Raw genomic sequence first — 26,601 nt, 5'->3', positions numbered from 1 at the left:
CCAAACTAAACGGGGCGTTGGACCAGTTGGCCGGTCTGTGCTTGCCTGGCTTTGACCGGAAACCAACGCGCCCGTAGTTGCATGAATGGTGTCTCCACCAATCTGTACAGTAACCACCCACCAAACACCCCCGCAGCAGTCACCAGAACAATAGTCAGTGGCCCATTGGCATTGATATGCCGTTTGGCCAGTTCTGTGCCGATCAGCATGAATACGGGTTTGTGGACCAGGTAGACGGCATACGACCATAGCGCCAGTTGGGCGGCACCTGGCAGGCGCAGGCGATGCAGGTAGCTGTTGGGGCTGAGTGCGGCCAGGGTGAGGATGGCGAAGCTGATGGCAAGTGCTGAAAAGCCCAAAGAGTTGACGATCAGCAGCTTGTTGTAGTCGTCGCTGTTGATGCAATACAAGACGCCGCAGGTGACAAGCAGGCCGGTGACCAGCAGCACCTGGCCGTGGCGCATGAGTCTGTCATATACGCCCGTATGAAAATTCTTGAGCATGGCGATGGCAACGCCGGGCAGCAATTCATCAAAGCGGCCAAAGCTGGAATAATAAACCTGCGCATCAAACGCGGGATGACCGTCCATAAATGCCATGCCGCGAAACAGTATGCCACCACCAATTGCCGCAATGAGCAGGCCCCAGGCCAGCCACAGCGGGCTTTTGAGTCGCAGCAGCATGAGGCTGACTATGGGCAGGATCAGGTAAAACTGTTCTTCTATGCACAGCGACCACGAATGGGTAAATGTCTGTCCGTATTCCAGCCCTATGTTTTGTGTGAATGTGAGAAATTGCCACAGGGGCGAAGTACTGCGTCCTGACAGTGCCACCGGAAAAATAAAATAAGCTGCCAGCACTACATAGTAATTGGGCAGGGTGCGTAGCAGGCGCCGGGCAAAAAAATTCTTCAGCGACAGCGGCTCCCCATTAGCGATGCCAGACATGAGCTGGTTGCCTATCAGGTAGCCGCTCAGCACAAAAAATAAATCCACACCTGCCCAGCCTATGTCGCCAGCAAAGCCAAAGGTCTGGTGCTTGCTGACAAAGCCGCAGTAGTGCGACATCAATACCAGCAGTATGGCAATGGCACGCAGGGTGTCTAGCCCGTTGATACGTTTCTGGGTCATGAAGTGGGTGATCTGTTTAAGAAATAAAAGATAAGCGCTGTGAAAGCAGGGCTGGAATTTTTTTGGCTTTTTGTTTGTACTCCACACCCAAAATTGATATCAGAAGCAGGGTATGTATTCGCCTGGATATAAAAACGTATTCAGGTAAACTGATTGTCTGGTCATTGTATAAGACGATGTGCTTGAAGTCAGCAATGCAGATCGCATTAAGAAGATTTTTTTGCGTCGCTTGCTGGTATTTGAAATTGCCAACGCAGCAAAGTGCGTTCGCAAAAAAGCGCAATACCGTGGCTGATGTAATTGTATGTCTGGCGAGAGCTTCGCTTCACAATGTTCACTGCATCACTGCATCATTTCGACAAGTGTTCAAACCTGTCCGCAATCCAGTCTATGAACACTCTGAGGCGGTTACTTAAATGCCGGTTGGGTGGATACACCACGTAGAAGGGATAGGCTTGTGGTTTCCAGTCTTCCAGTATGGGCAGCAGGCGGCCATTGTCGATATGTGTTTGTGCCATGTAGCTGAAGGTGTGAATAATACCCAGTCCGGCCAGGCCGGCGGCAAGATGGGCGCTGCTTTCATTGACGCCGAAGGCATGGGCTTCGTTGATCTCTATCCTTTGTACGCCTTGGGCAAACTGCATGGGTAGCACGCGGCCGGTGCGGGCAGACAGGTAGTTGACCAGCTTGTGGGTTTTGCGCAAGTCTTCGGGGTGGCTGGGTTTGCCATATTTTTTGAGGTAGGCCGGGCTTGCGCAAGTGATCCAGGTGGTACTGCCAATTTTTCTGGCGACCAGGGACAGGTCGGTCAGTTCGCCACCGCGTATGACGCAATCGACGTTGTCACTGATCAGGTCTACATGGCGATCGCTGACGCCCAGGTCAATTTGTATGTCCGGGTACAGTGCCAGAAAGTCGGGCAGGGCAGGGATGATCACCAGACTTGCCAGTGACGAACCCACATCTATCCTCAGGTGCCCGCTTGGCCTGGTTTGTGCGGCCCCAAAGCTGGCGTCGATATCATCCAGGTCCTTCATCAGCCGCATCGTTTTTTCGTAATAGGCGGCACCGTCTGGCGTGACAGACACTTTGCGCGTAGTCCTTTGCAGCAGCTTCACGCCCAGATGGGTTTCCAGCGATTGCACCAGTTTGGTCATTGTCGCCTTGGGCATGTCCAGTGAATCAGCCGCCCTTGAAAACGTGCCCGCCTCAACCACGCGTGCAAATGCCTTGATTGCCAGTAACTGATCCAATTGTGCTCCCTTGCTGTGCTGCTGAAAAATGCCAGGGACATCCTTCAGAGGGTAGAAATTTCAATTATTTACATACATGAATAATGTATTCGAATTTACGTACTTTATTCAATAATGTCATGGATGTAAAGTGAGTACATCGCATCAGATATCAGCGACTTTGCGGCAAGTGCTGCAAAAACTCACATTATTGACATCAACAAGGACATCATCATGAGCAAGAAACTGGAAGGTAAAATTGCATTGGTTACCGGCGGTACTAGCGGCATAGGTCTGGCAACAGCGCAGGAATTTGCAGCACAGGGAGCAAGGGTCTTTATTACTGGCCGTCGGCAGGCCGAGCTTGACGCGGCGGTTGCCAGCATAGGGCAGAATGCAGTGGGCATACGCGGCGACGTAGCTAGCATGGATGACCTTGATCGCGTTTATGCAGAGATCAGCAACAAGGCCGGTCACCTGGATATTCTGTTCGCCAATGCCGGTGGTGGTGACATGATGCCGCTGGGCGCTATCACGGAAGAGCATTTTGACCGCATCTTCAATAGTAACGTCAAGGGCACGCTGTTTACCGTGCAAAAGGCTTTGCCGCTGCTGAAGGATGGCAGCTCCGTCATCCTGACTGCGTCTACCACGTCCACCAAGGGTACCGAAAACTTCAGTGTCTATAGCGCCAGCAAGGCGGCGGTGCGCAACTTTGCCCGTTCGTGGTTACTGGACCTGAAGCCACGTCATATCCGCGTCAATGCGATCAGCCCGGGCCCAATACGCACCCCTGGTCTGGGTGGATTGGTGCCACCCGAACATACCGAGGGCCTGTTTGCCCATTTATCGACGCTGGTACCCATCGGCCGCCTGGGCGAAGCAAGTGAAATCGCCAAGGCAGTCACTTTTCTGGCATCGGATGACAGCAGCTTTATCAACGGCATCGAATTGTTCGTGGACGGCGGCGTTGCTCAGATTTAAGTATTGATCTTTACGCACCGCGTCTTCAGAAACGTAACACCAGCGCTGACTGTTCGACAGCAGTCAGCCTTATAAGTGGGTTGCAGCCAAGCGCTTGTGTTTTGAGGTTTGGAAAAACAGACATCAAATAACGGGATTTGATCTGACAGTTAGCGTCTTAAAATGACAGACTGTCAGATCAGGTCGTGAGTACGGCAGTTTATGTGTGCTTATTTGCAGATTTTAAAAAATTGGAAGTGCCCCGCATCACTATTCAATTGCCCTCATTCTGCTGCAGATATGCCGTTGCGGTTTGTTTCAGTTTTTCTGTATGGTTGTAGATATCGTCAAGTTCACTTATTGGAAATTTTTCTTCTTCCTTGCCACTGAATAGTCCAAGAACGAGCCTTTCGGTGTTATTGAATCGCAACCTGCATATTGGCTTGCGATTATTGTCGTCAAGCAGAATGGCGCAATAACTTTGGGCGTCTCGCATGACAATTCGACGCGGGCCAACGACTTCTCGCAAAATAGCGCGGACTATGTGCAAGCCCTCAATTTCTTCCGGTGTTGTAATGATTGCGTTTGGATCGTTCTTGTCCACGGCTTGAGTAAGCGGTTCTTCTGGTTCCAGAGATATTTCTGGCGTCATGGCAACCTTCAAGCGATCATTGATGCGATCACCGATAAGTTGCTGAAATGCGCGTTTGGTTATCTGAGAAAACTGGTCTTTGACAGCTGGTGTAAATCTTTTGCCAGCGAGTAAATCAGCAGAGACAAGTCGTACGAATTCTTCAGATGGATTTGTCATCCACTCTGACAGTACATGTTGTATCGCGCGCGTATATTTAAGTTCGTTTGCTGTATTGAGAATTCTTTCCAGATCAAATGCAGACTTGGCAAATTTCTTTAATTCTTCAATGTCCTGTTCTTTGAAATCCAGAATGTTAAATTCCAAAAATGGTTTTTCATCCATTTTGTTTGGTTGTTCCAGGTCGGTGAAGAAGCGGTAAACAATGCCATTGGTAAGGATGCCGAACCTTGCTTCTGTCACGTGGAAGTAGCGAAATAATTGTGACGCATGATTGATGCTCAAATCACCGCCGCATTTTTTGCATTCAAAGAGAATAATAGGCTTGCCATCCCTCAGAATTGCATAATCGACTTTTTCACCTTTCTTCGTACCGACATCAGCAATTAATTCAGGCGTTACTTCAAGCGGATCAAATACGTTGTAACCCAGGGCCTGGATAAATGGCATAACCATCGCATTTTTCGTTGCTTCTTCAGTTTGAACGATGTCTTTCGTGTTCATGATGCGAGCGGCAAGTGATCGTATTTGATCGATGAAGTCCATACTATTTCCTTGTAAGTGTATAAGTTATTAACCATTAATTGATATGGTGCTTTTAATAATATACAAACAAATTGATAATATGTAAATATTACATTAAATTTAACATTTGAGGCACGCTTGAGTAGTGGCGTTGCCAATCTGAACTTGCGAATTCTTTGGGATATTTTTGAATGCGGCGCTTGAATGCATAGGTGAATTGACTTTTAACAGACTTACTTCTTCAAGGCAGGCTGATCATGAAAGCAGATTCGGATTCTTTCTCAATCTGCTTTTTTCCTTGAATCGGTTGACATGGACGTTGCGCGCAGTGGTGGGTGCATAGCGCTTTCCATCCCGGAGACGATACAGAGACGCTGGCTGTTTAGCATGGCTTCAGCCTTGTGGATGCCATCACGCACAGGCTCTTGCGTATCGATGGCGGTAGCTTCTGGGAGATGAATCATGACTGCAACGTGTTTTGAAGGTGTCAGCACCAATCCTGACATTCTGGCGATGGCTGACCGTGTATTTGGTGTCGTGCGCCTGTCCATACAAAGGGCGACTTGTGTACTGAATAATGTGCCTGCGACCAGTTTGCCGCAGAAGGGGGTGGAGAAAGATGCCTACGATTTTTTGAAATCCTATCAGGTCGTCAATCGTTCTGCGGTGACGCGGCTTAGTGGTATTTCACGCACCTCTGGCCGGCGCGTGGATATTGGTGATGCGACGCTGCTGGGTTCGTCCATCAAACTGAATCATGGAGCGCCAGACAATTTGTTTGAGCAAGCCAGGGCAAACAAATATTTTGATGGGCTGAAGTTGTCCTCTGCCACGCTGGCTGGCTTGCGCTGGGATGCTGCCAGCAAGAAGGCGGTTGTGACTGCGGATAAAAGCGTGCAGGCCAGCGAGATATTGAATGCGCTGGCTTTCAGGCGGGTATTTGCCGATGCGCCGGGTACCGCCACGGTTGTTGCCGGTGCGGCTGCAACAACTGCATCAGCCCCTGCTTCAGTCAATGCGCGTGAATTGCATCTGAAGCTGAAAAGCCTGAAAGCCATACGGCGCTTTGGCTGGGAAATCACAGACTGGGGGAATGACAATATTTACTGCGGCGGTGACGGCCTTGATTCTTTGCAGCAGCATGTGAAGGCAGGGCAGTTTGCTATTCATACGTTCAAGCGCGATGGCGAAAGTTTTGATATCAGGCCGGACCGCACTTTTGTGAAATTCAACCTCGGTGGTGCCGGTGCCTGGCCACGCGCCTATATGGCGAATGTATTTTTGGCTGAAAAAGATGTGGACGGTGGCTTTGTTGAGTTTCTGCAAAAGTTGTGGGACGCTATCGGTGCTGAAGTGATCAAGCTGGCTACTTCGCTGGCGATGTCTGCCATCGGTGCCGTTGTCGGCGCGGTGGCGCTGTCTGAAATTCCGGTGCTGGGAACGATAGTCGGTGCGGTGATTGGTGCCGTGATCGGTTATGTGGTTGGCTGGTTACTGGATACCGCCAAGGATGATATTTTTGAATCGCCCGATAATCCGCTGGGCATGATCCTGCCGTCGCAGAATTTTCGCTTCAATGGTGGTCGCCTGGTATCGCCCGATTACACCCAGGAATTTTCTGTTGGCAGCGCACGCTATCTGATGACGTATTACTGGCAACTGGTGGTGTAAATTTTTTTTACTGTCACCATGCATCACGACGTGGTCTGATGCGTGGTGATTTTTATTTGAAGAACGGTTCACGTAATTTGGCTTCAGCTTCCAGGAACAGGGGCGGGCCGGTATGGTCGGTCAGTTGTTCAAGTGCTTGTAATAGAGCCGCATGGTGCTCCTTGCTGGTGGTTGCCAGTGCACCATGGGCACGCCAGCCCAGTTCGCTATAGCCTTGCGCATCTGCCAGCCTGGCGGCTTCTTCCAGCAACTGTCTGGCGTTGGCGTCGTGACTATTGAGCGCATCGGTGTCGATGTACGCGCGTGCCTGTAGCAGCAAAGCTTCGGCATACATTTCCTGCAGGCCTGCCTGACGGCTGATGTCGGTCATTTGCCCGGCGGCCAGGCTGGCTGCTGATACATCCCCGTCATGCAATGCCAGCGCGTAGTCCATACGGGCAATGCGTGCATGGAGGATGGGGTGGCTGCTATGTGATGCCAGCTTGCGCAGACGTGACAGCAAGCCGGGGTCGGGTGTGGCACCGGTACTGATCTGGCATAGCAGATGCATCAATGCATACTGGGACAAGGGCAGGGGGCTGTGGTTGTCCTTGAAAAAACCGGCTATTGCAGACAGGTCGGTCTGTGCATGGTTATAGCGTCCGCAAAGCAGGTAAAGGCGGCTGCGGCGCACCAGGGCTTCTGCTTCAAACATCAGCGATGTTTGCTGGCGTGCCAGGTCCAGTGCGCTATTCAGCGCGCTTAAGGCTGCGTCATAGCGGCCTGCGCTGGTGAGTATGGAACCCAGCACCAGTTGCGACAGGGTTTCAGTATGGGCTACACCGGCCCAGCTATGCAGACTGCGTCTGGCCATGTCTTCGGCACGCGGCAAGTCCCCCAGTGCATGCAGCATGACAGCCAGGTCGTTTTCTATGGTCAGGCCGCGACAATAATCGGGATAGTTAATGAGCATGCCTTCAAAGGCATCGCGGGCAGCACGTATGTCGCCGCTGAACCAGTGGATCTGTGCTTCAAAGCTGGATAGGGATGGGCGGCGCGGTGCCTGGCGACGCAACTGATCCAGCAAGGCCCAGGCCGTGGCAATGTCGGGTTCGCGCATGGCCAGTTCTATCAGGGCTTCACAGGCATGGATGCGGTCGTCGCTGCGCAGTTGCGGTAACAAGGGGCGCAATGCTTGCGCAGATTTGCGGGCGGTGGCCAGATCGCCGGAGAACACGGCATTGTCTACCAGACCGGACAGCGCCTGGCCTTCAATCTGGGCCCGTTGCACCGGGTCGGCCACGGCAGCCAACTGGTCCAGCACTTCCTGCAATGCCAGGCGGCCGCGTTTGAGGTCGGTCAGCAACTCACCATTGGCCAGTGCCAGGCGGGCATGCAGTGCCTGGGTGGCATCCAGTGATTCGGCGGCTACCTGTTGCCAGAGTGCGCGTGCCTCATCAAAGCGGCCACGCAGATGAAACTGTGCTGCTGCACGCAGCATCCAGGCCAGCGCAGTTTGCGGTTCTTGTGCAGCAGCCCAGTGGGCGGCTACCGCCAGCGGGTCGGCATCGCCTTCGGGCCTGGCACCCAGGGCCAGGGCAGCACGACGGTGCAGGGCTTGCAGGTAGGGCATGCCCAAGCCGCTTTCAACGGCGTATCTGACCAGGTCATGCCGGCATTGCAGGCCTTGCCGGTCTTCCCGCAAGAAATCGGCATCGATGGCTGTGGTGCTCGTCTGGGCTGCGACCAGGTGGTCGCTGGCATCCAGCCCGGCAATCTGCATCAAGACATTGACAGGCAGCGGTTGCACCAGCACGGCGGCGGCTTCTATCAGTGCTTTGGCCTCTGGTGTCAGACGATGCAGTCGTTGCTGTAGCGATTGCAGCACCCGTTGCGGCAATTGCTGCTCTTCGCGACGGCGGCGAAAAATGCCGGGTAACTGGCGGTTGCGTTGTTGTAGTTTGGACTGGGGTTGGAGTTGAGATGAGTCATTTTCGACCAGACAGTTGTCCTGGTCTTCAATGCCGTGTGTCAGCTCATGCAACATGAATTCATGCAGGATGAAAGGGTTGCCATTGCTGGCGGCATGCAGTCGTGCAATGTCGGTATCGCGCCAGGTGTGCTGGGGAGAGTGTAGCTCGCAGTATTGTGCGGTCGCCGTCAGGCTCAAGCCTTCCAGCGGCAATATGCGCAGATGGCCGGTTTGGCGCAGGCGTTCCAGCCAGGTGCGCTGGCTGTTGCTGAGTTCATTGCCGCGTGCCGCCGCACGCCAGCGCAAGGCACCCCGGTGGGTCAGCAGGCTTAACAGTTCCAGTGTGGCGTCATCGCACCATTGCAGGTCGTCCACCAGCAGCCAGGGATTACTTGCTTCAAATACGCGTGCCAGCGCTTCTAGCAGGCGTCCTTTGGCGGTCAGCATATCCAGCGAGGGCAAGGGAGTATCTGCTGCCAGTTCAGGTAGCAGGCGGGCCAGGTCAAGGCGATAGGCATGTAATGGACCAGCGTCCGGCAAGAGCAGCTTGTGCAATTGCGGCATATGCAGTTGCAGGTATTCGACCACGGGGCGATAAGGGATTTGTGTCAGCCCTTCGCGTCCATACAGTATCGCTGCCTGGCTAAAGGCGGTGCGCAGCAGGCTGCTTTTACCTATACCTGCTTCGCCGGTCAGCACCATGGCACGCTGGTGCAATTGCCGCAGGCTGTGCAGGCTGGATGTTCTGCCGAATAGCTGGCAGCCTGTACTGCTGTGCACAGCCTCTGTTCCATCCTCATCATCGGATAGTGCGCTGGCGGTGTGGCTTATCGTGGGCAGTACCTGTTCTGCACCCAGCAGTTGTGCCAGAAGGGCTGGCCAGTCTGGTGCAGTCTGGTTCTTCTGCTGATTGTGTTGACTGTACTGATTATGCTGATTACGCAGGGCCAGCTCAGCCGCTGCCCGCCATTGTCGCTGGAGTTGTTCGCCGTGCTGTTGCGTCCAGGTCCAGAAATTATCAAAGCCGGGCAGGCGAAATCCCTGCAGCCAGGTGCCGGGGTAGAGCTTCAATAATTGCGCCCCATCGGCTGCCTGTATGGCTGTCTGCAGCGCATCCAGATCCAGTGGCAGTTTCAGGTAAAGGCGTGTGCGTTCGCTGATCAGGGCATGGCCGTGGCCCGCCAGTTCCAGGTTTTGTCGCACCCGGTGCAGGTTAATACGCAGATTGTGTCGTGCTTCATCACGTGCGCGATTGGGCCAGAACAGTTCGGCCACGGTTTCTCTGTCCAGCCAGCGCGCCTGGCAAGCCAGGTAAATCAGCAGGCAGCCAGGCAGGGTGCCGGGCAGACGCAAGGCCGGTGCTTGCTCTGGCTGCCATTCAGGTACACCTAATAATCTCAACATGGCAACATGGCAGTAGGGGGTATTGTTTGCATAAAATATCTTCAATCAGGATTAGGCATGGGCAGGCATAGGTAGGAATAATAAGGAACTGCCGTTACTCTAGCGTCTCTGGCTGTACTGGCATACGCGATTAGTTGTTGCAGTCTGACAAGCTTGATCAGGCAAAACGGCAGGGGCTATCTTGTTTATGACACGGCTGCCACAGTTTTGTACCAGAATGCAGTCCAGATTAGACTATGCTTAGTTGGTAAATATATAATGCAACAAAAAACAATACCTGATCAAGAATTCATTCTGTTGATTTTCATACTGCATGCTAAAAAAACTCTTCCCCTTCATCAATAATGCAACGACGCGCTGGTATGCGGCGCTGACTTTGCTATTGGTGCTGGCGATGGCGGTGGAATTGTTTGGCCTGCATGGGTTGGCGACGACTGAATCGCGGCTGGGGGATGTGTATCTGCGGCACCACGCACCAGGGTATAAGGCTGATCCGGATATCGTGGTGGTGGATATTGATGACGCCAGCATGCTGGGCATGCAAAAAATTGCCGGCCTGTGGGCCTGGAAGCGCGAGATACACGGGTTTTTGCTGGAATCCCTGGCGACGCTGGAGCCGCGCGCTGTGGTGTTTGATCTGAATTTTCATGAGCGTGACCAGGAAAAGCCCATGAGCGATGCTTTTCTGTCGCAGCAAATCCAGCAATTACCCCATACCTATATTGAAGTCTTGCAGCTCAAACCTTCGCCGTATGTTGCCGATGTCGCTTTGCAGGATGTCGCAGATGTATTTGCCATTACGCAGCCTGGCAGCAAGGGAACCCAGGCCACCCTGCAATTACCTTATGCCATTGAGCGCAAGGCCTGGCGTCTGGGGCTGGTGAACAGTCTGGTTGATGCCGATGGTGTGGTGCGCCGCTATCACCTGCATATCGATGTCAATGGCTGGAAAATACCGTCGATGCCTGCCAGGGTAGTAGCTGATCTGAATGGCCACCTGCCTGCCGGTAAAGATTTTCAGTTGTTATGGCCAGAAAAAGGCCATCAGCGTTATGCCTATGCCGACCTGTTCAAGAAACTGACTGAAGAAATGCCGGACCTGTCGCCTGCCGCGCTGGCCGAATTGAAGCAGCGCTTCCAGAATAAAATCATCGTCATCGGTTCGTCGGCAGCGGGTGCCTTTGATCATCACCTGACGCCATTGGATGCCGGCTACCCGGGTGTGGATATTTTGGCGGTGGCGATCGACAATTTAAAAAACGGGCGCACCATCCGCGATGTGACTGCTATCTGGCCATTTACCATTGGACTATGCATGATTGCTGGCCTGGTATTCGCCTTCAGGCGTCGCGTCAACCCGGTCCTGACAGGTAGCCTGTTGCTGGTGGTAACGGTGCTGGCCTTGCTGCTGGCGGACAGCATGATCAACCATCACCTGATGTTACCCATGGCGACACCGCTGGTGTTTGCCTGGGCCTGGTTTCTGTCGGCTGCCATTGCAGGGTTTTTGCGTGAACGCCGCACGCGTGACAGGACGGTATCGCTGTTTGGCCGCTTCCTGAACCCGGAAGTTGTACGGAAAATTGTGGATCACGGTGAAACGGTTGAAAGCTTATCCGGTCAGACGCGGCAGATATCGGTCCTGTTTTCTGATATACGCGGCTTTACCAGCTTGTCTGAAAGCAAGTCTCCGGATGAAGTGGTGAAACTGCTCAACCGTTATTTTGAACATCAGGTCGAGGTAGTCTGGCGGCATGGTGGCACATTGGACAAGTTCATCGGGGATTGCATCATGGCTTTCTGGGGAGCACCGTTGGATGATGCTGAACACGCCAGACATGCAGTTGCCGCTGCCATGGAAATGCAGGCCAATCTGCTGGCTTTCCGCCAGGAATTACAGGCAGACGGATCTGACCTGGTCGACTTCGATGTGGGCATCGGTGTACACACGGGGTCTGCTGTGGTAGGCTTTATTGGTGCCAAACGCAAGCTTGATTACACGGCGATTGGCGATACCGTCAATCTTGCCAGCCGGGTAGAAGGTTTGACCAAGGGTGTTGCGCGGGTGCTGGTGACCAGGGAAACGGTACAGGCTTGTGCGCAGTCAAAGTCCTCTTTTGATTTCGATTTTGAGTTGCGCGGGGCTTTTGCTGTCAAAGGCCGGGTCGCAGAAGTAGAATTGTATGAGCCTATAAGGAAAAGTGCATGAAAATCCCGATTTTAATCATCAGCATGCTGGTCGCTGCCAGTGCCGGTGCTGAAAGTGCCTACACCCAGCGCAACACAGATTTGCGCGACAAGGCGCAGTTTGATTCTGCCTCTCTGACCACGCTGTCGAGCCAGACCAAGGTTGATGTATTGCAACGTTCTGGTGGCTGGGCGCAGGTGAAAACCGCCAACGGCCAGTCTGGCTGGGTAAAACTGCTGGACCTGCGCATGGAAGCCACTGCTGGCGCCAGCACTGCCGCACCTTCGAATGGTGGCAGCTTGCTGGGTTCACTGGCAACGTCGGGGCGTACTTCGAATACCAGCACTGTGGGTACAGGTGTCAAGGGTCTGGATAAAGAAGATCTGAAACGCGCATCGCCGAATTATGCCGAGCTACAGAAAATGCAAAAATTTGCAGTCGACAAAAACAGCGCTCAGGCATTTGCCCAGCGTTCAAAACTGATGGCAAGCAATGTCGATTATTCTGGCCAGAGTGCGGCTGGTAAGCGGGAGGGCAATTAACATGCGTGCGCTACAAAAATTTGCTGTTGCCTGTCTTGCCCTGGCACTGTCTGGTTCGGCGACGGCGCAGTTTGATTTCTTGAATAAGGCAATCGATGCCGCTAAAAGCAAAATTGGTCCCGCCGGTAACCTGCTCGACAAGGCTAAACCTGTTGTCGATAGTATGGGGATAGACGAACCAAAAGAGGTCGAAATAGGTAATGAGTTTGCTGCTGTTTTGCTTGGGGCTAAGCCATTGCTGAATGACCCGCCGCTGCAGCGCTATGTGAACACTTTGGGGCGGTGGTTGGCATCGCAAACCGAAAGACCAGATTTGCCATGGACTTTTGGTGTCCTTGACGATGTAGGGTTCAATGCTTTTGCTACACCAGGCGGGAAGATATTTGTCACAAAGGGATTGCTGATGCGTATGCGCACCGAGTCGGAACTGGTTGGTGTCCTGTCGCATGAAATTGCACACGTCGTACTGAAACATCATGTGAATGCAATGCAGTCAAAAGCATGGACTGATTTCGGTGGAGAGGCGGCGAGTAGTTATATCGCCAAAGGTAATTTGGCTGAATATAAAGGTAAGTTGGTCAATTTAGGTAAGGAAATGTATACCAAAGGTTTGGATAAGGGTGATGAATATGCAGCTGACAGTGCGGGTGTTGTAATTGCTGCTCGCGCCGGTTTTGATCCTTATGGTCTGCCTGCTGTTTTACAGACTCTGCAGGCGCAAAGTGCGCAAGATAATAATTTCAGTTTATTGTTTGAAACTCATCCCTCACCGACAGATCGTCTGGAAAGCCTGAGCAAGTCAATGAATGGCCGTTTCGATTCCAGTAATGGTTCAGTCGGCAAATCTTTTGCTGAACGTTCTAAAGAGTTCAGTCGTTAAATCTGAAGTGCTAAAACCGACCCGTTTGGTCGCACGTATCAAGCAAAACGCCCATTATTGATGGGCGTTTTGCATTGTGGATGGTATTGGCAAGCGATTCAGATGCTGGCCTGACACACGCTCGCTACAGAGCGTAAGCAGGATTACGGGCTGGATAAATCAGCAGGGAAATCAAACACGATGCCCCTCCGCATCAATCACTTTTTCGCCATCTTCCTTGGTGAATTCTTTTAGTTGTGGCAGCGGCAGAATATCCAGTACCACCTCTGACGGGCGGCAGAGTTTGACGCCAAGAGAAGTTGCCACGATGGGGCGGTTGATGAGTATGGGATGAGCCAGCATGGCGGCGATCAGCATATCATCTGACAAGGCATCGTTGTCCAGGCCCAGTTCCAGATAGGGGGTGCCTTTTTGGCGTATCAGGTCACGCACTGGTATTGCCATTGCCGTGATCAGTTCTTGCAGTTTTTCTTTGGAAGGCGGGGTCTTCAGGTATTCAATGATGTCCGGCTCTATGCCGGTATTGCGTATCAAGGCCAGCGTATTGCGCGAGGTGCCACATTGCGGGTTGTGATAAATGGTGATGTTCATGGCGATACCTATGTGAATGGGGGCTTAGTTGGCAGACTGTATTTGTGTGCCTGTTTTTGGGTATAGCCATTCAAACAGCAGTGTTGCAGCAGTGGCACCCAGCAATTGAGCGATGATGAACCCTGGCGCATCCACCGGGCGTATGCCAGCAAAGGTATTGCTGGCAGCACGTGCCAGGGTGACAGCAGGATTGGCAAACGAGGTAGATGCCGTGAACCAGTAAGCCGCCGTAATATAAGCGGCTACGGCAAACGGCGTAACCCCAGGGCGGCTGCGGCTGCAACTGATGATGACGGCGATCAGGCCAAACGTGGCAATGAATTCACTCCACCACTGTGACATGCCGGTGCGCATGTGTTGCGAGGCAAAGAATACCGGCAGGTCAAACATCAGGTGTGCCGCAGCGACACCGATAAAAGCGCCACAGACCTGCATGCCGATATAGGGCAATACTTCGGAAGCAGGCATATTCTTTTGCCAGGCTTCAGACAGGCTGACCACAGGGTTGAAGTGGGCGCCAGAAATACCGCCAAACATCAATATCAGCGCGATCAGGCCCGTGCCGGTAGCAAGCGCATTGGCAAGCAGGGCGATGGCGAGATTACCACCCGCCAGTCTCTCGGCCATGATGCCGGAACCGACCACAACGGCCAGTAACAGGGCCGTACCCAGACCTTCGGAGATATAGCGTCTTGCTTTTGTCATGTCGTTGCGTCGGGGGCTGTAATCAATCTTATGCGAGTGTTTTCTTGCTGGCTTTTGCCGGCTTGCAGGTGGAAACAGGTGTGCAAGGGTTGCCGCCGCAGCAGTTGTCTGTCAAAAATCCCAGCAGATGATTCATGGTCGTAAAATTGGCGGCATAAATCATGAAGCGCCCATTCTGCTTAACGCTGATCATATCGGCGTGATTTAATTCCTTGAGGTGAAAAGATAGCGAGGACGGGGCGATATTCAGTGCTTCGCTGATTTTGCTGGCGATCATGCCTTCCGGCCCAGCCTGGACCAGCAAACGAAAAATCGCCAGTCGTGATTCTTGCGCAATCGCTGCCAGTGCTGAGATGACTGCTTTGGTTTCCATGGCTTTCGCTGTATTGATTCAATATTTCAATTATATTCGAAATATTGAAATAATAGAGAATTGCGTGGCGAAAGATGATAGCCTATCCCTTGATCAGGAGCAGGCTGTCGCCAGCAGTTTCTGGATGGCGATTATCGCAGGGGGCAGATTCAGTTCAGATGCCGGGCGCAGCATGCATGCGTATGCTGCCATCATACGAGCAACTCAGGTAATTGCCATGGTCGTGCACCAGAATATCGGTGACAAAATTAGCGTGACTGCTGGAGCTGACCGGCATGTCGCCAAGTTTACTCCACAGCTTCACGCATTTGTCTTCGCCGCTGCTGACCAGAAGATCGGCAGACAGGAAACGTATGCTGCGCACGGCTGCATGATGTGCCTGTAACTGGCGGGTGATGGTGGGCCGATTTGACAATTCAATCAGCCCGGACCATACAGTCAGTGTGCCATTGATGTCACCGGTCACCAGGCTGTCACCATCTTCTGAGGCCGTAAGGCAGCGCAGTGCAATGTCACCCGGCAGGACAGCAACACACTGCCGTTGCCGGATGTTCCACAGGCGCACCGTGCCGTCTTCTGATGCACTGGCCAGCAAGTTGTCAGACAAAGGGCTGATCGCCCAGACCCAGCCTGTGTGTCCATGCAGGCTGGCCATATATTCAGCGTCATCGGTCCATAGTTTGATGCTGTGATCAGCCGAGCAAGTTGCCAGGCCGGACGCAGGCAGGCTGCAAATGCCTAGCACCGCAGCATCATGTGCACGCACGGTTTTTTCACAAAGGCCGGTTTCCAGATTCCACAAACGCAAGCTGCGGTCGCGTGATACGGATGCCAGTCGCTGCTGATGGCTGACCGCCAGCCCGAGGACGGATTGACTATGCCCGTGCAGTACATTCGCCGGACTGCCGTCGTCTTGCCAGATACGTATGCTGGTATCTCTGCCGGCACTGGCAATGCGGCCTTGTGGCAACTTCGCCATGGCCCAGACATAGCCCTGATGGGCGGGTGTGAATGCGGTTTTTGCTTCTGTGTACAGTGCAGGCTGCTGGCGATACATAAGGTCGCTGCGCAGGATATGTTTCACGCCCCGGGTGACGACTTCGCCTGCGTGCCACAGGCTATGATCAAACAGGATCAGGCTGCCGGCTTTGGGTGTGATGCGTCCCAGTATGCCTGCTTCAGCAGAGGCAGATTCTGGTCCGGCATCAAAGAAGACCGTATCGCCGCCATCAAAGTCGGCTTCGTCGCTGAGATAAATCATGAACGTCAGTTTGGACTGATAGCCGGCGTGGCGAAAGTGCACGCCATCCTGGTGGATGTTGAATTGCTGATGGGGGCGATAACGGCAAAAGCGCAGGCGTTCATTGATGCCGTGCAGTTGCCAGCCTTCGATGGTGCGGATGGCCGCAGCCTGCTCATGCTCTTGCAGGCGTGTGTTCAGTCGCTGGTCCAGTCGCAGGTTCAGTCGTTGAAAAAGGCGCGCCGCCAGCAAGGGATTGTCCATGACCAGTCTGTCGTTATTGCGATAAGACGGTGGGTAATCGGTTTCTGCACTTTGAAAACCTGCGTTTTCAGCAAGGGATATGTAGTGCTGGCATTCTTCAGCGGATAAAAAATCATGAATCAACATGCAAAAACCTGCTGTGCGGGGCAGGGGGAATTCAAGCATGGGCAACGCGATGGTGGTGCTGTTTTGCGCTTTGCTTGCGGCAGGCTGTTGTCTTTTGCATAAAGTGGTCATGATGATTTCTTTTTTAAATAGGTTGGTCAACCAACTTAAAATCAAGAATACGCCAGATTTATTGAAAAACCAAGTAAAATTTGGTTGTTCAACCAAAATTAATATGTAGCCCTGTTCTGATTTGCCAGACTGATCAGATTGCAATAGAGCAGCCGAGCAGGCCAGATGCCCTATGAACTGTGGTTGCTTAAGGAAAGAGACCAGGATGTCGAGAAAATCAAATACGGAGCAGCGTCGCAAGGAAATTGTGTTTGCCCTTTTGTCCGTAATGGCAGAACAGGGCTATGAGAAGGCGACGATACTGGCCATCGCCAAAAAAGCGGAACTGGCCCCTGGCCTGATTCACTATCACTTCAAAAGCAAGGGTGAAATTCTGATTGCGCTGGTGAAGGTTCTGGCAGGTCTGTCGCGTGAACGTTATGAGGCATTGTCCGCCAGCGCCCATACGCCGCAAGAAAAACTGGCGGCCTATGTGCAGGCCAGGCTGGCTAAAGGGGAGGGGGCCATGCCAGAGGCGGTGTCTGCCTGGGTGGTGATTGGTGCTGAAGCCGTCCGGCAGTCTGAAGTGCGCGCCGTGTTTCAGGAAGCCATTGCTGCTGAATTGGCCTTGATACAGGCTTTATTGACGGCGTGTCTGGAAGATCAAAAGAAGGCTATTGATGGTGTGGCAGGGCTGGCGGCGGGCTTGCTGGCTTTCATGGAGGGGGCATTTCAGCTCGCCAGCGCAGCGGGAGATGTCATGCCGCAGGGCTATGCAGCGGCGACTGCGATGGTATTTATAGAAAATAGTCTGGCGGTACAAGCGCTCGGCTGAACCCCTTCACAGTTTTTGTGAAGGCAATATTCAAGAGGCTTACTCTGTCCAGCCGTTCTTGATAATATTGAACAAGGCATTCAGGGACGCTTTTGGATTTTCAGCATCTTTCGATCTGTGGAAAGCATCCAGAATAAAGTGGGCTATGGCCTCGGCTTCAGCTTGTTCAAGTTGATGTTTGGTTTCTTGCAGCAGCACGGTAGCCAGTGATTTTTCGTAGCGCATCCAGATTTGTTTGGCATATACAGACAAATCTGGTGTGGAGTGGATCAGTTTTTTGAAGGCGGTGACATGTTTTCGCTTTTCTGAGTCGAAGGCCATGTGGTTTGAAAAATGTTCAAACAGGGCATCAAGGATGGATGTTCCTTTTTTTCTATCGGTTACGGCCGCAATTAATCTTTCTTCCCGTTCATCTTGTTCATCAAATACCAGCGCTTCTTTGGTGGGGAAATATTTGAATAGCGTAGGCACCGACACTTCGGCCAGTCTGGCAATTTCTGCTGTCGTGACTTCGTCGTAGCCTTTTTCCATGAAAAGCCTGGTCGCCAGATCAGAAATCATCTTCCTGGTTTTCGCTTTCTTTAATTCCCTCAGTCCCATCAAAGACCCCTTATCGTGTTCAGGCGTCATTGTAGCAGATTTGTTACCTTAATAAATAAATTAAGTAACTTTACTTTTTAATTTGGTTAAATTATAGTGTCAGTCAAGGCGGTATTCAGGTTGCTGATTTCTGACATATTCAGAACATTCCGGCTCTTCTGCAATATTTGCATTTTCAAAACGTCTATCCATTTAGCTGCAATATTGGCACGCCATTGCAGTTGCATTAAAAGCAGGCGATGAAATGGATAAAACCCCCGGGATGATCTCAATGACACAAATCCATAAGCAAAGTCCAATCCAAGACAAGCAGATTGCCATCATAGGTGCAGGGCCAGGCGGGCTGACATTGGCACGTCTGCTGCAAATGCAGGGTGCGAAAGTGAAAGTGTTTGAAAGGGACATCAATCAGTTTGCCAGAGTGCAGGGCGCAACCCTGAACCTGAATGAAGGCTCAGGCTTGTCTGCCTTGCGTGCAGCCGGTTTGATGGGGGCGTTTGAGCTGGCATATCGTCCCGGTGCCGAGAAAATGCTGTTTGTGGACGCACAGGCGGCAGTCATCATTGATGAACTTGGTCCAGAGAGTAACGACAGGCCAGAGATTGATCGTGGCCCCTTAAGGAATTTGCTGCTGGCTTCGTTGGCTGATGATACGGTGGTGTGGGATGCCCGTTTCTCGTCTTTGCAAAGGACAGACGAGTCGGTTGAGATAACATTTGAAAACGGCGACAAATTTACTGCTGATTTAGTCGTTGCTGCCGACGGTGCCAATTCAAAAATACGTCCGTATATTACTTCGCTTGCACCGGAGTATTCTGGGGTGACTGTGCTGGAAGGCACCGTAGTTGACGTAAAAACTGCTATTCCGGAATTGTATGAGTTGCTGGATGGTGGGAAAGTATGTGTGCTTGACGATGAAAAGACTCTGTTCATCGTTTTGAAGGGGGATGGCAGCGTGGCTTTTTATACTGGTCACAAGGCGGATCAGCATTGGTCTACGGAATGCAGAATTGATTTTTCTGACCGCGATCAGGTGCTCACCTGGTTCAGGCGAGAATTCAAGGGCTGGAGTGATATCTGGGTAGAGTTATTCAGACATGCCAGTCTGCCTTTCATACCGCGCCCGCAATTCTGTGCACCTGTTCATCAAAGCTGGCCATCATTGTCCAACCTGACCATGCTGGGTGATGCTGCCCATGTCATGCCGCCGTATGCAGGTGAAGGCGTGAATATGGCAATGCAGGATGCCCTGGTGCTGGCCAGTCAATTGTTGAACCCGGAGCTGGATATGCATGCAGCTATCGCCGCCTATGAAACCGAAATGCGCGAACGCAATGCCGAGACCGCAGCGGAAACGCTGAAATTTACTAAGGTCTTTCATTCCTATGAAGCAGTGCCGTTTTTCAGGGAATTTTTTTCTGGCAATCAGGATGTGTTATTGCAAAAAGAGGGCTTCAGGGAAGCTGCTTAAATCAGATAAAAAAGTTACATGAATAAGTTACATAAATAAGTTACAAAAATAAGCGACATAAATAAGCTTTATAAAAATATGAATTCAGACCATGAGTCTGAATTTCAATGCAAAAGAAAGAACACATGACTCAAACTATTTCTACCGCGCCGCCAACGCAGTTTACTGGCTATCAAAAATTTGTCCTCGCCATACTGGCATTTTTACAGTTCACGATCATTCTGGATTTCATGATCATGTCACCGCTGGGTGCGATCCTGATGCCAGCATTGAACATCACACCGTCCCAGTTTGGGGTGGTGGTATCTGCCTACGCATTCAGCGCCGGTATCGCCGGTTTTGCGGCAGCGGGTTTTGCTGACCGTTTTGACCGCAAAAAGCTGCTCATGTTTTTTTATTGCGGCTTTATCCTGGGTACCTTCCTGTGCGGGATTGCGCCTAATTTTTACTTCCTGTTATTTGCACGTATCGTGACGGGTCTGTTTGGCGGCGTCATTGGTGCCATCGTGATGGCGATTACGACAGACTTGTTCCCTTTCAGTATGCGTGGCCGGGTCATGGGTGTATTGCAAACTGCTTTTGCCGGTAGCCAGATCCTGGGCTTGCCTATTGGCCTGTATCTGTCTGCGCACTGGGGCTGGCATGCGCCTTTCATGATGATCGTGGGCATGGCTGCGATTGTCGGCGTCATCATCATTGTTAATCTCAAGCCGATTGATGGACATTTGAAATTGCAGTCTGACCGCAACCCTTTCCATCATTTGAGAGACACGATAGCAACACCCAGGTATTTGCTGGCATTTGCTGCAACAGGATTTTTGAGCATAGGCGGTTATATGCTGATGCCGTTCAGCAGCGCCTTTGCGGTCAATAACCTGGGTATTTCGATGAAGGAATTGCCGATGATTTATCTTGTCACAGGATTCGGTGCAATCATCACTGGCCCTCTGGTTGGCAAGCTTAGCGACAAGTTTGGCAAATATCGTGTGTTTCTGTTCGGTGCTGCGATGACGATCGTTATGGCTGTGATCTACACCCGTCTTGGTGTTACGCCTTTGCCTATGGTCATTTTGGTCAATGTCCTGCTGTTTGTCGGTATTTTTTCACGCATGATCCCGGCCCAGGCAATGATGTCGGCTGTGCCGGCGGCTGACAGCCGAGGCGCATTCATGGCAATCAATTCATCGCTGCAGCAAATCGCCGGTGGTGTAGGTTCTGTGGTCGCCGGTATGATCGTCAGCCAGCCTGCTGCTGGTGGTGCGATACTGCATTTTGATTTGCTGGGCGATATTCTGGTGTGCACCGTGCTGCTGACTGCTGTCATGATGTATTTCATCCACCGCATGGTGGCGACACCTGCGGCTGTGCCTGCCTGATCAAAGCATTTCATCAACTAAATCTGAGCGCCTTGCCATCAGGCTGGCCGTTCAGATTTTAGCCTTTCATGGCCCTTTAAGCTTAAAGGGCCATTCTTTCCCCAGAGCTAAGGGGTATTTCTTCCCTTATTCCACGCATCTTGTGCTTCTGACATAGCCAATAATCACACCTGTATCTTTGTGTAATCAGCGTGCTGGTTGCTTTGTGGAAATAACAGGAGTCGGCAATGGCCGAAGATAGCGATCTCGAAAGAACCGAACCGGCCTCGCCCAAGCGCCTTGAACAGGCGCGGGAAGAGGGCGATGTTCCGCGTTCGCGTGAACTGTCTACCTGCACCATTTTGCTGGCTGCGGGCGGATCGCTATGGGCCATGGGTGATGGTCTGGTCAGGCAGTTGAATCATGCATTGATTACTGGCCTGTCGCTGGAACGCGAAATTATCTATGACCCTGCGGTGCTGTTTGCCAAGATCGGCGCCAGTCTGTGGGATGTGCTGGTGGCTTTTGCGCCGATAGCGGTGCTGTTGCTGATCGTGGCACTGGGTTCACCGCTGTTGATCGGTGGCTGGCTGTTTAGCGCCAAAGCCCTGCAACCGAACTTTGGGCGCATGAATCCGATTTCTGGTCTGGGCAATATGATCTCTACCCGTGCCGGTGTGGAATTGGTGAAGGCGATCATTAAAACCGTATTGGTCGGGGTGGTGGCATGGATAGTCATCATGAACCAGAAGAATGCCATTTTTGCCCTGCCGCTGGAATCGCTGAAAACCGGGCCTGCCCACGTTGGCCACATGATGGGCGTGTGTTTTTTGGCCATCGTTGGTTCGCTGGTGGTGATTGCGGCGATTGATGCGCCTTACCAGATGTGGCAATACGCTGAAAAACTGAAGATGACCCATCAGGAAGTGATTCAGGAATCGAAAGAAGCTAACGGTAATCCGCAAATCAAGGCAAAAATCCGCGCACAGCAGCGTGAAATGGCACGCCGTCGCATGATGTCTGAAATCCCGACCGCGGACGTGGTGGTCACCAACCCGACCCACTTTGCCGTGGCATTGAAATATACCGAGGGTGGTCGTGGTGCGCCTAAGGTGGTCGCCAAAGGTGCGGATGCGGTAGCCGCCAAGATTCGTGAGCTGGCACAAGAACACAAAGTACCTTTGCTGGAAGCACCGCCGCTGGCACGTGCGCTGTTCAAGCACACCGAGCTGGGCGATGAAATCCCTGAAGCCTTGTATGCCGCAGTGGCCGAAGTGCTGGCTTATGTTTATCAGTTACGCAGTTATCGCACAGGTGCAGGAAACAAACCGATGGAACCGAATGACTTATATGTACCACCTGAGCTGGACCCGAATAATCAAGCAGGAGCACCAGCATGAATAGCCTCAAATTACCTGCCTGGATGAACGGTATGAATACCCGGGCGCTGGCGGCGCCTTTCCTGATTATCCTGATGCTGGCAATGATGATCCTGCCCTTGCCGGCCTTTGTACTGGACGTATTTTTCAGCTTCAATATTGCGATTGCGATCATTGTCTTGCTGACCAGTTTGTACACCGTCAAGCCGCTGGATTTCATGGTGTTTCCTACGGTGCTGCTGGTCAGTACCATGTTGCGCCTGTCGCTCAACGTCGCATCTACCCGCGTGGTGCTGACGGAAGGCCATACAGGTCCGGATGCAGCCGGTAAGGTGATTGAAGCTTTCGGCCACTTTCTGATCGGCGGCAATTACACCGTTGGTATCGTGGTGTTTATCATTCTGACCATCATCAACTTTACCGTGGTGACCAAGGGTGCTGGCCGTATTGCTGAGGTGGGTGCACGTTTTGCCCTGGATGCGATGCCGGGCAAACAAATGGCGATTGATGCTGATCTGAATGCCGGTCTGATCGCCGAGCAGGAAGCTCGCCGTCGTCGTACCGAAGTAGCGCAAGAAGCTGAATTTTATGGTGCCATGGACGGTGCCAGTAAATATGTACGTGGTGATGCGGTCGCCGGCATCATGGTTACCGTGATCAATATCGTCGGTGGCCTGATTGTCGGTATGGTGCAGCATGATCTGGATTTTGCTTCCGCGCTGAAAAACTATACGCTGCTGGCCATTGGTGATGGCCTGGTGGCACAGATTCCTTCCCTGATCATTTCTACTGCTGCCGGTGTTGTGGTGTCGCGCGTTGCCAGTGACCAGGATATCAGTGGTCAGTTGATCGGGCAGTTGTTTGCCAAGCCGCAGGTCATGATCATTACTGGCGGCATTATTGGCGGCATGGGTTTGATACCCGGCATGCCGCATATCGCCTTTATTTTGCTGGCTGCAATTCTGTGTGGTGGCGGTTATCTGCTGAACAAACGCAATGAAATGCCTCCTGCCATGGATGAAAAACAGGATGCGCCCGCAGCCGCACCGCAAGAGATGGAAGAAGCGACCTGGCAGGATATTTTGCCGGTCGACACCCTGGGCCTGGAAGTGGGCTATCGCCTGATTCCGCTGGTGGACAAAAATCAGGGTGGCGAGTTGCTGCGTCGTATCAAGGGCATACGCAAAAAATTTGCGCAGGAAGTCGGTTTTCTGTCGCCACCTGTGCACATCCGTGACAATCTTGAACTTAAACCGTCGGCCTACCGCATCACGCTTAAAGGGGTGGAAGTCGGTGTGGGTGAAGCACTCAGCGGTCAGTACCTGGCGATCAATCCAGGTATGGTCACCGGCAACTTGCCCGGCACCGTCACGAATGACCCGGCCTTTGGCCTGCCTGCCGTATGGATAGATGGCGGTATGCGCGATCAGGCACAGGCCATGGGCTACACCGTCGTGGATTCGGGTACGGTGATCGCCACGCATTTGAATCATCTGATCACTTCCCATGCTGCCGAGTTACTGGGCCGTCAGGAAGTGCAGTTGCTGATGGATCACCTGGCCAAGGATATGCCGAAGATGGTGGAAGAGCTGGTACCGAAAATCCTGCCTTTGTCTGTGCTGCAAAAAGTCTTGCAGAACCTGTTGATTGAAGGCGTGCATATCCGCGACATGCGTACCATCATCGAATGTCTGTCAGAACAGGCCATGCATACCCAGGATGCCGCTGAACTGACTGCCCAGGTGCGGATTGCCCTTGGCCGTGCCATCGTGCAGCAGATTTTCCCGACCGGGAATGAGCTGACCGTCATGACGCTGGATAACCGTCTGGAACGTTTGCTGATGCAAGCCTTGCAGACCAGTGGTGCTGATGGTGCCGGTATTGAGCCAGGCCTGGCCGACACACTGGCAACCCAGACCGAGGCTGCGGCCCAGCATCAGGAGCAATTGGGCCTGACACCGGTCTTGCTGGTGCCTGCACCGCTGCGCGCCTTGCTATCGCGCTTCCTGCGTCGCACGGTGCCGCAACTGAAAGTTCTGTCACACGCAGAATTACCTGAAACAAAAACAATTAAAGTCACCAGCCTGGTTGGAGGTCAATCATGAACGTCAGAAAATTTACCGCGAATACTTCTCGCGAGGCTTTGCGCATGTTGCGGGATGCCCTGGGTGCTGATGCGGTGATTTTGTCCAACCGCAATATCGGTGGCAAGGTCGAGATTTTGGCGATGGCAGACGAAGCCATCAGTGCGATTGCGCCTTCTTCCACCGATGAAGCGCCAGTATCGGCACCAGTGCCATCTGTCCCCGATACGCCACGCTTTGCGCCGCGCTATCAGTCTGAAGCAAAGGCCGAAGCACGGACCGAAGCACGGACAGAAGCACCAGCGGTCATCCGTCGACCGCTGAAGCCGGCGATCGCCGTGGATACTGATATTGAAGCCGCTGTCAGTGCCGGCGAATTGAATAATGTGATGTCAGAAATCCGCTCCATGCGCAGCATGCTGGAGTCGCAACTGGCCGAAATATCCTGGACTCAGACCCAGAAGCGGCATCCGCAGAAGGCCGAAATCCTGCGTGAAATGCTGGCGACTGGCTTTAGCGCGGGCTTGTCACGCTATCTGGTAGAAAAATTGCCGGAAGCCGGCAAGCTCGAAAATGGCCTGGACTGGATCAAAAATACCCTGGTGCGCAATCTGTCCACCATCGACAATGAAAACGAAATGCTGGAAAAAGGCGGTGTCTATGCCCTGGTAGGCCCTACCGGCGTTGGCAAGACCACGACTACGGCCAAACTGGCAGCGCGTTGTGTGATGCGCCATGGTCCTTCCAAGCTGGCGCTGATCACTACTGACGGCTACCGTATCGGCGGTTTTGAGCAATTGCGTATTTACGGCAAAATACTCGGCGTCATGGTGCATGCCGTCAAGGATGAGGCGGATTTGCGCATTGCCTTGTCCGAACTCAAGAACAAGCATACGGTATTGATTGATACTGTCGGTGTCAGTCAGCGCGATAAAATGGTGACCGAACAGGTTGCCATGTTGTCAGGAACAGACACTCCGGTAAAGCGTCTGCTGTGCCTGAATGCCACCTCGACCGGTGAAACCCTGAGCGAAGTGGTGCGGGCATATCAGGGCAATGGCCTGGCAGGTTGCATTTTCACCAAGCTCGATGAAGCGGCCACCATAGGCGGGGCACTGGACATTGCGATACGCCAGAAGCTGATGGTGTATTACGTCGCCAGCGGCCAGCGGGTGCCGGAAGACCTGCATATCGCCAACAAACTGTACCTGATAGACCGGGCCTTTAAACTGAAACGCGAGACAGCCGCCTTCCGTTTGCTGGATGAGGAATTGCCTTTGTTGATGGCTGGTACCATGGGTGCCGGGAATGCGGCGCGTGCTGCAGTTGTGTCCAGGGAGGTGTCCCTTGGCTAGTTTTGATCAGGCAGAAGGCCTGCGCCGCATGCTGGCCAACCCCAAACCCAGAGTGTTCACTTTTCTGTCAGCCTTGAAAGAAGATGAAAAAAGTGGCATGTTGGTGAATCTCGGCGTAACGCTTGCCAGGCAGGGTAGTGAGGTATTGATGATCGATGCGCGGGCTTCGGACAACAGCATTGGGGCCTGGCTGAATGCAAGCAATGATCGTACCTTGTTGGATGTAGCGAGACAACAGCGTACAATGAAGGAAGCGATCAAAATGGTGGCTGCCGGTTTGTCGGTCACAATGCTGACCAGGCAGGCATCGGTCACGTCTGCTTTGCCGCCAGAAAGTGCGCGGCAACTGACTGAAGTGTTTGATGTCGTGGCCAATCAGGCTGACCTGGTGATGGTTGATGGCGATATCAATGCGAATGACGCATTTGCGCTGGCGTCACTGGATGACAGCGAATTGGTGATACAGGTTTCTGCCGATCCGCATATGATCAAGGCCGCATACGGACTGATCAAGCGGGTCAGCAACAGGGTAGGAAGGCGCGGTTACGGTATTCTGGTATCCGGCGCATCAGAAAAAGAGGCGAGATTGATTTACACAAATATGGCGCAGGCCGCCAGCCGTTACCTGGCTGTGCCTTTGCACTATGTCGGCCATGTGCCGGAAGATGAGCATGTAAGAAAGGCAGCGCATTTGGGACGTTCCGTGATTGACGCTTTTCCAAAAGCGCGTGCTTCACTGGCTTTTTCCAGGCTGGCGGAGCAATTGGCAATGACTGCGCGTTCGACATTATGTTTAGAGGGAGTCCCTGAGCTGGGTGTCGGTCTCGGAATATAAA

At 52.6% G+C, this 26,601-nt stretch carries 23 protein-coding genes; 13 read left to right on the top strand and 10 right to left on the bottom strand.

Going from position 1 to position 26,601, the window contains the following annotated elements; translation table 11 throughout:
* Window positions 1-5: 5 nt before the first annotated feature.
* On the bottom strand, window positions 6-1,130 hold the full coding sequence (locus tag H8L32_RS02955; RefSeq protein WP_186945659.1) for an acyltransferase family protein: 1,125 nt from the start codon (window positions 1,128-1,130) through the stop codon (window positions 6-8).
* A gap of 350 nt (window positions 1,131-1,480) precedes the next feature.
* Window positions 1,481-2,383, bottom strand: coding sequence for a LysR family transcriptional regulator (locus tag H8L32_RS02950; protein ID WP_186945658.1), 903 nt, complete (start codon window positions 2,381-2,383; stop codon window positions 1,481-1,483).
* Between the two features lie 213 nt (window positions 2,384-2,596).
* Between H8L32_RS02950 and H8L32_RS02945 the strand changes: the two genes are divergently transcribed.
* Window positions 2,597-3,346 carry a glucose 1-dehydrogenase gene (locus H8L32_RS02945; protein ID WP_186945657.1) on the top strand — a complete coding sequence of 250 codons (750 nt, stop codon included), beginning with the start codon at window positions 2,597-2,599 and terminating at the stop codon, window positions 3,344-3,346.
* A 253-nt stretch (window positions 3,347-3,599) separates the two neighbouring features.
* Here H8L32_RS02945 and H8L32_RS02940 read toward each other — a convergent pair whose 3' ends face one another.
* Window positions 3,600-4,682: a type I restriction endonuclease gene (locus H8L32_RS02940; RefSeq protein WP_186945656.1), complete on the bottom strand. Its 1,083-nt coding sequence runs from the start codon at window positions 4,680-4,682 to the stop codon at window positions 3,600-3,602.
* 260 nt (window positions 4,683-4,942) lie between these two features.
* On the bottom strand, window positions 4,943-5,125 hold the full coding sequence (locus tag H8L32_RS02935) for a hypothetical protein (protein ID WP_186945655.1): 183 nt from the start codon (window positions 5,123-5,125) through the stop codon (window positions 4,943-4,945).
* Here H8L32_RS02935 and H8L32_RS02930 point away from each other — a divergent pair.
* On the top strand, window positions 5,124-6,332 hold the full coding sequence (locus tag H8L32_RS02930) for a glycine zipper domain-containing protein (RefSeq protein ID WP_186945654.1): 1,209 nt from the start codon (window positions 5,124-5,126) through the stop codon (window positions 6,330-6,332). The two genes, H8L32_RS02935 and H8L32_RS02930, sit on opposite strands and share 2 nt — an antisense overlap.
* A gap of 52 nt (window positions 6,333-6,384) precedes the next feature.
* Here H8L32_RS02930 and H8L32_RS02925 read toward each other — a convergent pair whose 3' ends face one another.
* Window positions 6,385-9,687: an AAA family ATPase gene (locus H8L32_RS02925; protein WP_186945653.1), complete on the bottom strand. Its 3,303-nt coding sequence runs from the start codon at window positions 9,685-9,687 to the stop codon at window positions 6,385-6,387.
* 313 nt (window positions 9,688-10,000) lie between these two features.
* On the opposite strand from H8L32_RS02925, the gene H8L32_RS02920 reads away from it, so the two are divergent.
* Genes H8L32_RS02920 through H8L32_RS02910 form a run of 3 tightly spaced genes read left to right on the top strand, consistent with a single transcriptional unit; the run spans window position 10,001 to window position 13,297 of the window.
* Window positions 10,001-11,896 carry an adenylate/guanylate cyclase domain-containing protein gene (locus H8L32_RS02920; protein WP_186945652.1) on the top strand — a complete coding sequence of 632 codons (1,896 nt, stop codon included), beginning with the start codon at window positions 10,001-10,003 and terminating at the stop codon, window positions 11,894-11,896.
* Window positions 11,893-12,417, top strand: coding sequence for an SH3 domain-containing protein (locus H8L32_RS02915; RefSeq protein WP_186945651.1), 525 nt, complete (start codon window positions 11,893-11,895; stop codon window positions 12,415-12,417). The genes H8L32_RS02920 and H8L32_RS02915 overlap by 4 nt, the downstream gene beginning before the upstream one ends.
* Before the next feature lies 1 nt (window position 12,418).
* A complete protein-coding gene (locus tag H8L32_RS02910; RefSeq protein WP_186945650.1) occupies window positions 12,419-13,297 on the top strand; it encodes a M48 family metalloprotease in 879 nt (292 codons plus the stop codon).
* A gap of 171 nt (window positions 13,298-13,468) precedes the next feature.
* On the opposite strand, the gene arsC is transcribed toward H8L32_RS02910, so the two are convergent.
* The 4 genes from arsC to H8L32_RS02890 form a co-directional block, all read right to left on the bottom strand.
* Window positions 13,469-13,888, bottom strand: coding sequence for an arsenate reductase (glutaredoxin) (arsC, locus tag H8L32_RS02905; RefSeq protein WP_186945649.1), 420 nt, complete (start codon window positions 13,886-13,888; stop codon window positions 13,469-13,471).
* A gap of 24 nt (window positions 13,889-13,912) precedes the next feature.
* Window positions 13,913-14,593, bottom strand: a complete 681-nt coding sequence (locus H8L32_RS02900; protein WP_186945648.1) for an MIP/aquaporin family protein — start codon at window positions 14,591-14,593, stop codon at window positions 13,913-13,915.
* A gap of 28 nt (window positions 14,594-14,621) precedes the next feature.
* Window positions 14,622-14,966: an ArsR/SmtB family transcription factor gene (locus H8L32_RS02895; RefSeq protein WP_186945647.1), complete on the bottom strand. Its 345-nt coding sequence runs from the start codon at window positions 14,964-14,966 to the stop codon at window positions 14,622-14,624.
* Window positions 14,967-15,120: 154 nt separating this feature from the next.
* Entirely contained in the window at window positions 15,121-16,596 is a 1,476-nt protein-coding gene (locus tag H8L32_RS02890; RefSeq protein WP_186945646.1) for a 2OG-Fe(II) oxygenase, read from the bottom strand.
* On the opposite strand from H8L32_RS02890, the gene H8L32_RS02885 reads away from it, so the two are divergent.
* Entirely contained in the window at window positions 16,595-16,816 is a 222-nt protein-coding gene (locus H8L32_RS02885) for a hypothetical protein (protein ID WP_186945645.1), read from the top strand. The two genes, H8L32_RS02890 and H8L32_RS02885, sit on opposite strands and share 2 nt — an antisense overlap.
* A gap of 96 nt (window positions 16,817-16,912) precedes the next feature.
* Window positions 16,913-17,521, top strand: coding sequence for a TetR/AcrR family transcriptional regulator (locus tag H8L32_RS02880; protein WP_186945644.1), 609 nt, complete (start codon window positions 16,913-16,915; stop codon window positions 17,519-17,521).
* 39 nt (window positions 17,522-17,560) lie between these two features.
* On the opposite strand, the gene H8L32_RS02875 is transcribed toward H8L32_RS02880, so the two are convergent.
* On the bottom strand, window positions 17,561-18,121 hold the full coding sequence (locus tag H8L32_RS02875) for a TetR/AcrR family transcriptional regulator (RefSeq protein WP_186945643.1): 561 nt from the start codon (window positions 18,119-18,121) through the stop codon (window positions 17,561-17,563).
* Between the two features lie 271 nt (window positions 18,122-18,392).
* Here H8L32_RS02875 and H8L32_RS02870 point away from each other — a divergent pair, with 271 nt between their 5' ends.
* From H8L32_RS02870 to H8L32_RS02845, 6 genes are all read left to right on the top strand, one after another.
* Window positions 18,393-19,592 carry an FAD-dependent oxidoreductase gene (locus H8L32_RS02870; protein WP_186945642.1) on the top strand — a complete coding sequence of 400 codons (1,200 nt, stop codon included), beginning with the start codon at window positions 18,393-18,395 and terminating at the stop codon, window positions 19,590-19,592.
* A gap of 125 nt (window positions 19,593-19,717) precedes the next feature.
* On the top strand, window positions 19,718-20,968 hold the full coding sequence (locus H8L32_RS02865) for an MFS transporter (protein ID WP_186945641.1): 1,251 nt from the start codon (window positions 19,718-19,720) through the stop codon (window positions 20,966-20,968).
* A gap of 227 nt (window positions 20,969-21,195) precedes the next feature.
* Window positions 21,196-22,347: a flagellar biosynthesis protein FlhB gene (flhB, locus tag H8L32_RS02860; protein ID WP_186945640.1), complete on the top strand. Its 1,152-nt coding sequence runs from the start codon at window positions 21,196-21,198 to the stop codon at window positions 22,345-22,347.
* Complete coding sequence (gene flhA, locus H8L32_RS02855) at window positions 22,344-24,431, top strand: flagellar biosynthesis protein FlhA (RefSeq protein ID WP_186945639.1); 2,088 nt, start codon at window positions 22,344-22,346, stop codon at window positions 24,429-24,431. Before flhB ends, flhA begins: the two co-directional genes overlap by 4 nt.
* Window positions 24,428-25,765 (top strand): flagellar biosynthesis protein FlhF, encoded by a 1,338-nt coding sequence (flhF, locus tag H8L32_RS02850; RefSeq protein ID WP_186945638.1) that lies wholly within the window; start codon window positions 24,428-24,430, stop codon window positions 25,763-25,765. The genes flhA and flhF overlap by 4 nt, the downstream gene beginning before the upstream one ends.
* Window positions 25,758-26,600: a MinD/ParA family ATP-binding protein gene (locus H8L32_RS02845; protein ID WP_186945637.1), complete on the top strand. Its 843-nt coding sequence runs from the start codon at window positions 25,758-25,760 to the stop codon at window positions 26,598-26,600. The genes flhF and H8L32_RS02845 overlap by 8 nt, the downstream gene beginning before the upstream one ends.
* Window position 26,601: the final 1 nt, after the last annotated feature.

The sequence above is a fragment of the Undibacterium hunanense genome (assembly GCF_014284335.1).
Lineage (GTDB): Bacteria > Pseudomonadota > Gammaproteobacteria > Burkholderiales > Burkholderiaceae_D > Undibacterium > Undibacterium hunanense.
This window is presented reverse-complemented; position numbering and strand designations above follow the sequence as displayed.

Bases quoted from the DNA above. Each gene is read 5' to 3' on its own strand.
- arsC (WP_186945649.1), bottom strand. From the start codon at position 13,888: ATGAACATCACCATTTATCACAACCCGCAATGTGGCACCTCGCGCAAT.
- H8L32_RS02890 (WP_186945646.1), bottom strand. From the start codon at position 16,596: ATGTTGATTCATGATTTTTTATCCGCTGAAGAATGCCAGCACTACATA.
- H8L32_RS02865 (WP_186945641.1), top strand. From the start codon at position 19,718: ATGACTCAAACTATTTCTACCGCGCCGCCAACGCAGTTTACTGGCTAT.
- H8L32_RS02900 (WP_186945648.1), bottom strand. From the start codon at position 14,593: ATGACAAAAGCAAGACGCTATATCTCCGAAGGTCTGGGTACGGCCCTG.
- H8L32_RS02920 (WP_186945652.1), top strand. From the start codon at position 10,001: ATGCTAAAAAAACTCTTCCCCTTCATCAATAATGCAACGACGCGCTGG.
- flhA (WP_186945639.1), top strand. From the start codon at position 22,344: ATGAATAGCCTCAAATTACCTGCCTGGATGAACGGTATGAATACCCGG.
- H8L32_RS02935 (WP_186945655.1), bottom strand. From the start codon at position 5,125: ATGATTCATCTCCCAGAAGCTACCGCCATCGATACGCAAGAGCCTGTG.
- H8L32_RS02885 (WP_186945645.1), top strand. From the start codon at position 16,595: ATGCAAAAACCTGCTGTGCGGGGCAGGGGGAATTCAAGCATGGGCAAC.
- H8L32_RS02910 (WP_186945650.1), top strand. From the start codon at position 12,419: ATGCGTGCGCTACAAAAATTTGCTGTTGCCTGTCTTGCCCTGGCACTG.
- H8L32_RS02870 (WP_186945642.1), top strand. From the start codon at position 18,393: ATGACACAAATCCATAAGCAAAGTCCAATCCAAGACAAGCAGATTGCC.
- H8L32_RS02880 (WP_186945644.1), top strand. From the start codon at position 16,913: ATGTCGAGAAAATCAAATACGGAGCAGCGTCGCAAGGAAATTGTGTTT.
- H8L32_RS02915 (WP_186945651.1), top strand. From the start codon at position 11,893: ATGAAAATCCCGATTTTAATCATCAGCATGCTGGTCGCTGCCAGTGCC.
- H8L32_RS02945 (WP_186945657.1), top strand. From the start codon at position 2,597: ATGAGCAAGAAACTGGAAGGTAAAATTGCATTGGTTACCGGCGGTACT.
- H8L32_RS02895 (WP_186945647.1), bottom strand. From the start codon at position 14,966: ATGGAAACCAAAGCAGTCATCTCAGCACTGGCAGCGATTGCGCAAGAA.
- H8L32_RS02875 (WP_186945643.1), bottom strand. From the start codon at position 18,121: ATGGGACTGAGGGAATTAAAGAAAGCGAAAACCAGGAAGATGATTTCT.
- H8L32_RS02930 (WP_186945654.1), top strand. From the start codon at position 5,124: ATGACTGCAACGTGTTTTGAAGGTGTCAGCACCAATCCTGACATTCTG.
- flhB (WP_186945640.1), top strand. From the start codon at position 21,196: ATGGCCGAAGATAGCGATCTCGAAAGAACCGAACCGGCCTCGCCCAAG.
- flhF (WP_186945638.1), top strand. From the start codon at position 24,428: ATGAACGTCAGAAAATTTACCGCGAATACTTCTCGCGAGGCTTTGCGC.
- H8L32_RS02955 (WP_186945659.1), bottom strand. From the start codon at position 1,130: ATGACCCAGAAACGTATCAACGGGCTAGACACCCTGCGTGCCATTGCC.
- H8L32_RS02925 (WP_186945653.1), bottom strand. From the start codon at position 9,687: ATGTTGAGATTATTAGGTGTACCTGAATGGCAGCCAGAGCAAGCACCG.
- H8L32_RS02940 (WP_186945656.1), bottom strand. From the start codon at position 4,682: ATGGACTTCATCGATCAAATACGATCACTTGCCGCTCGCATCATGAAC.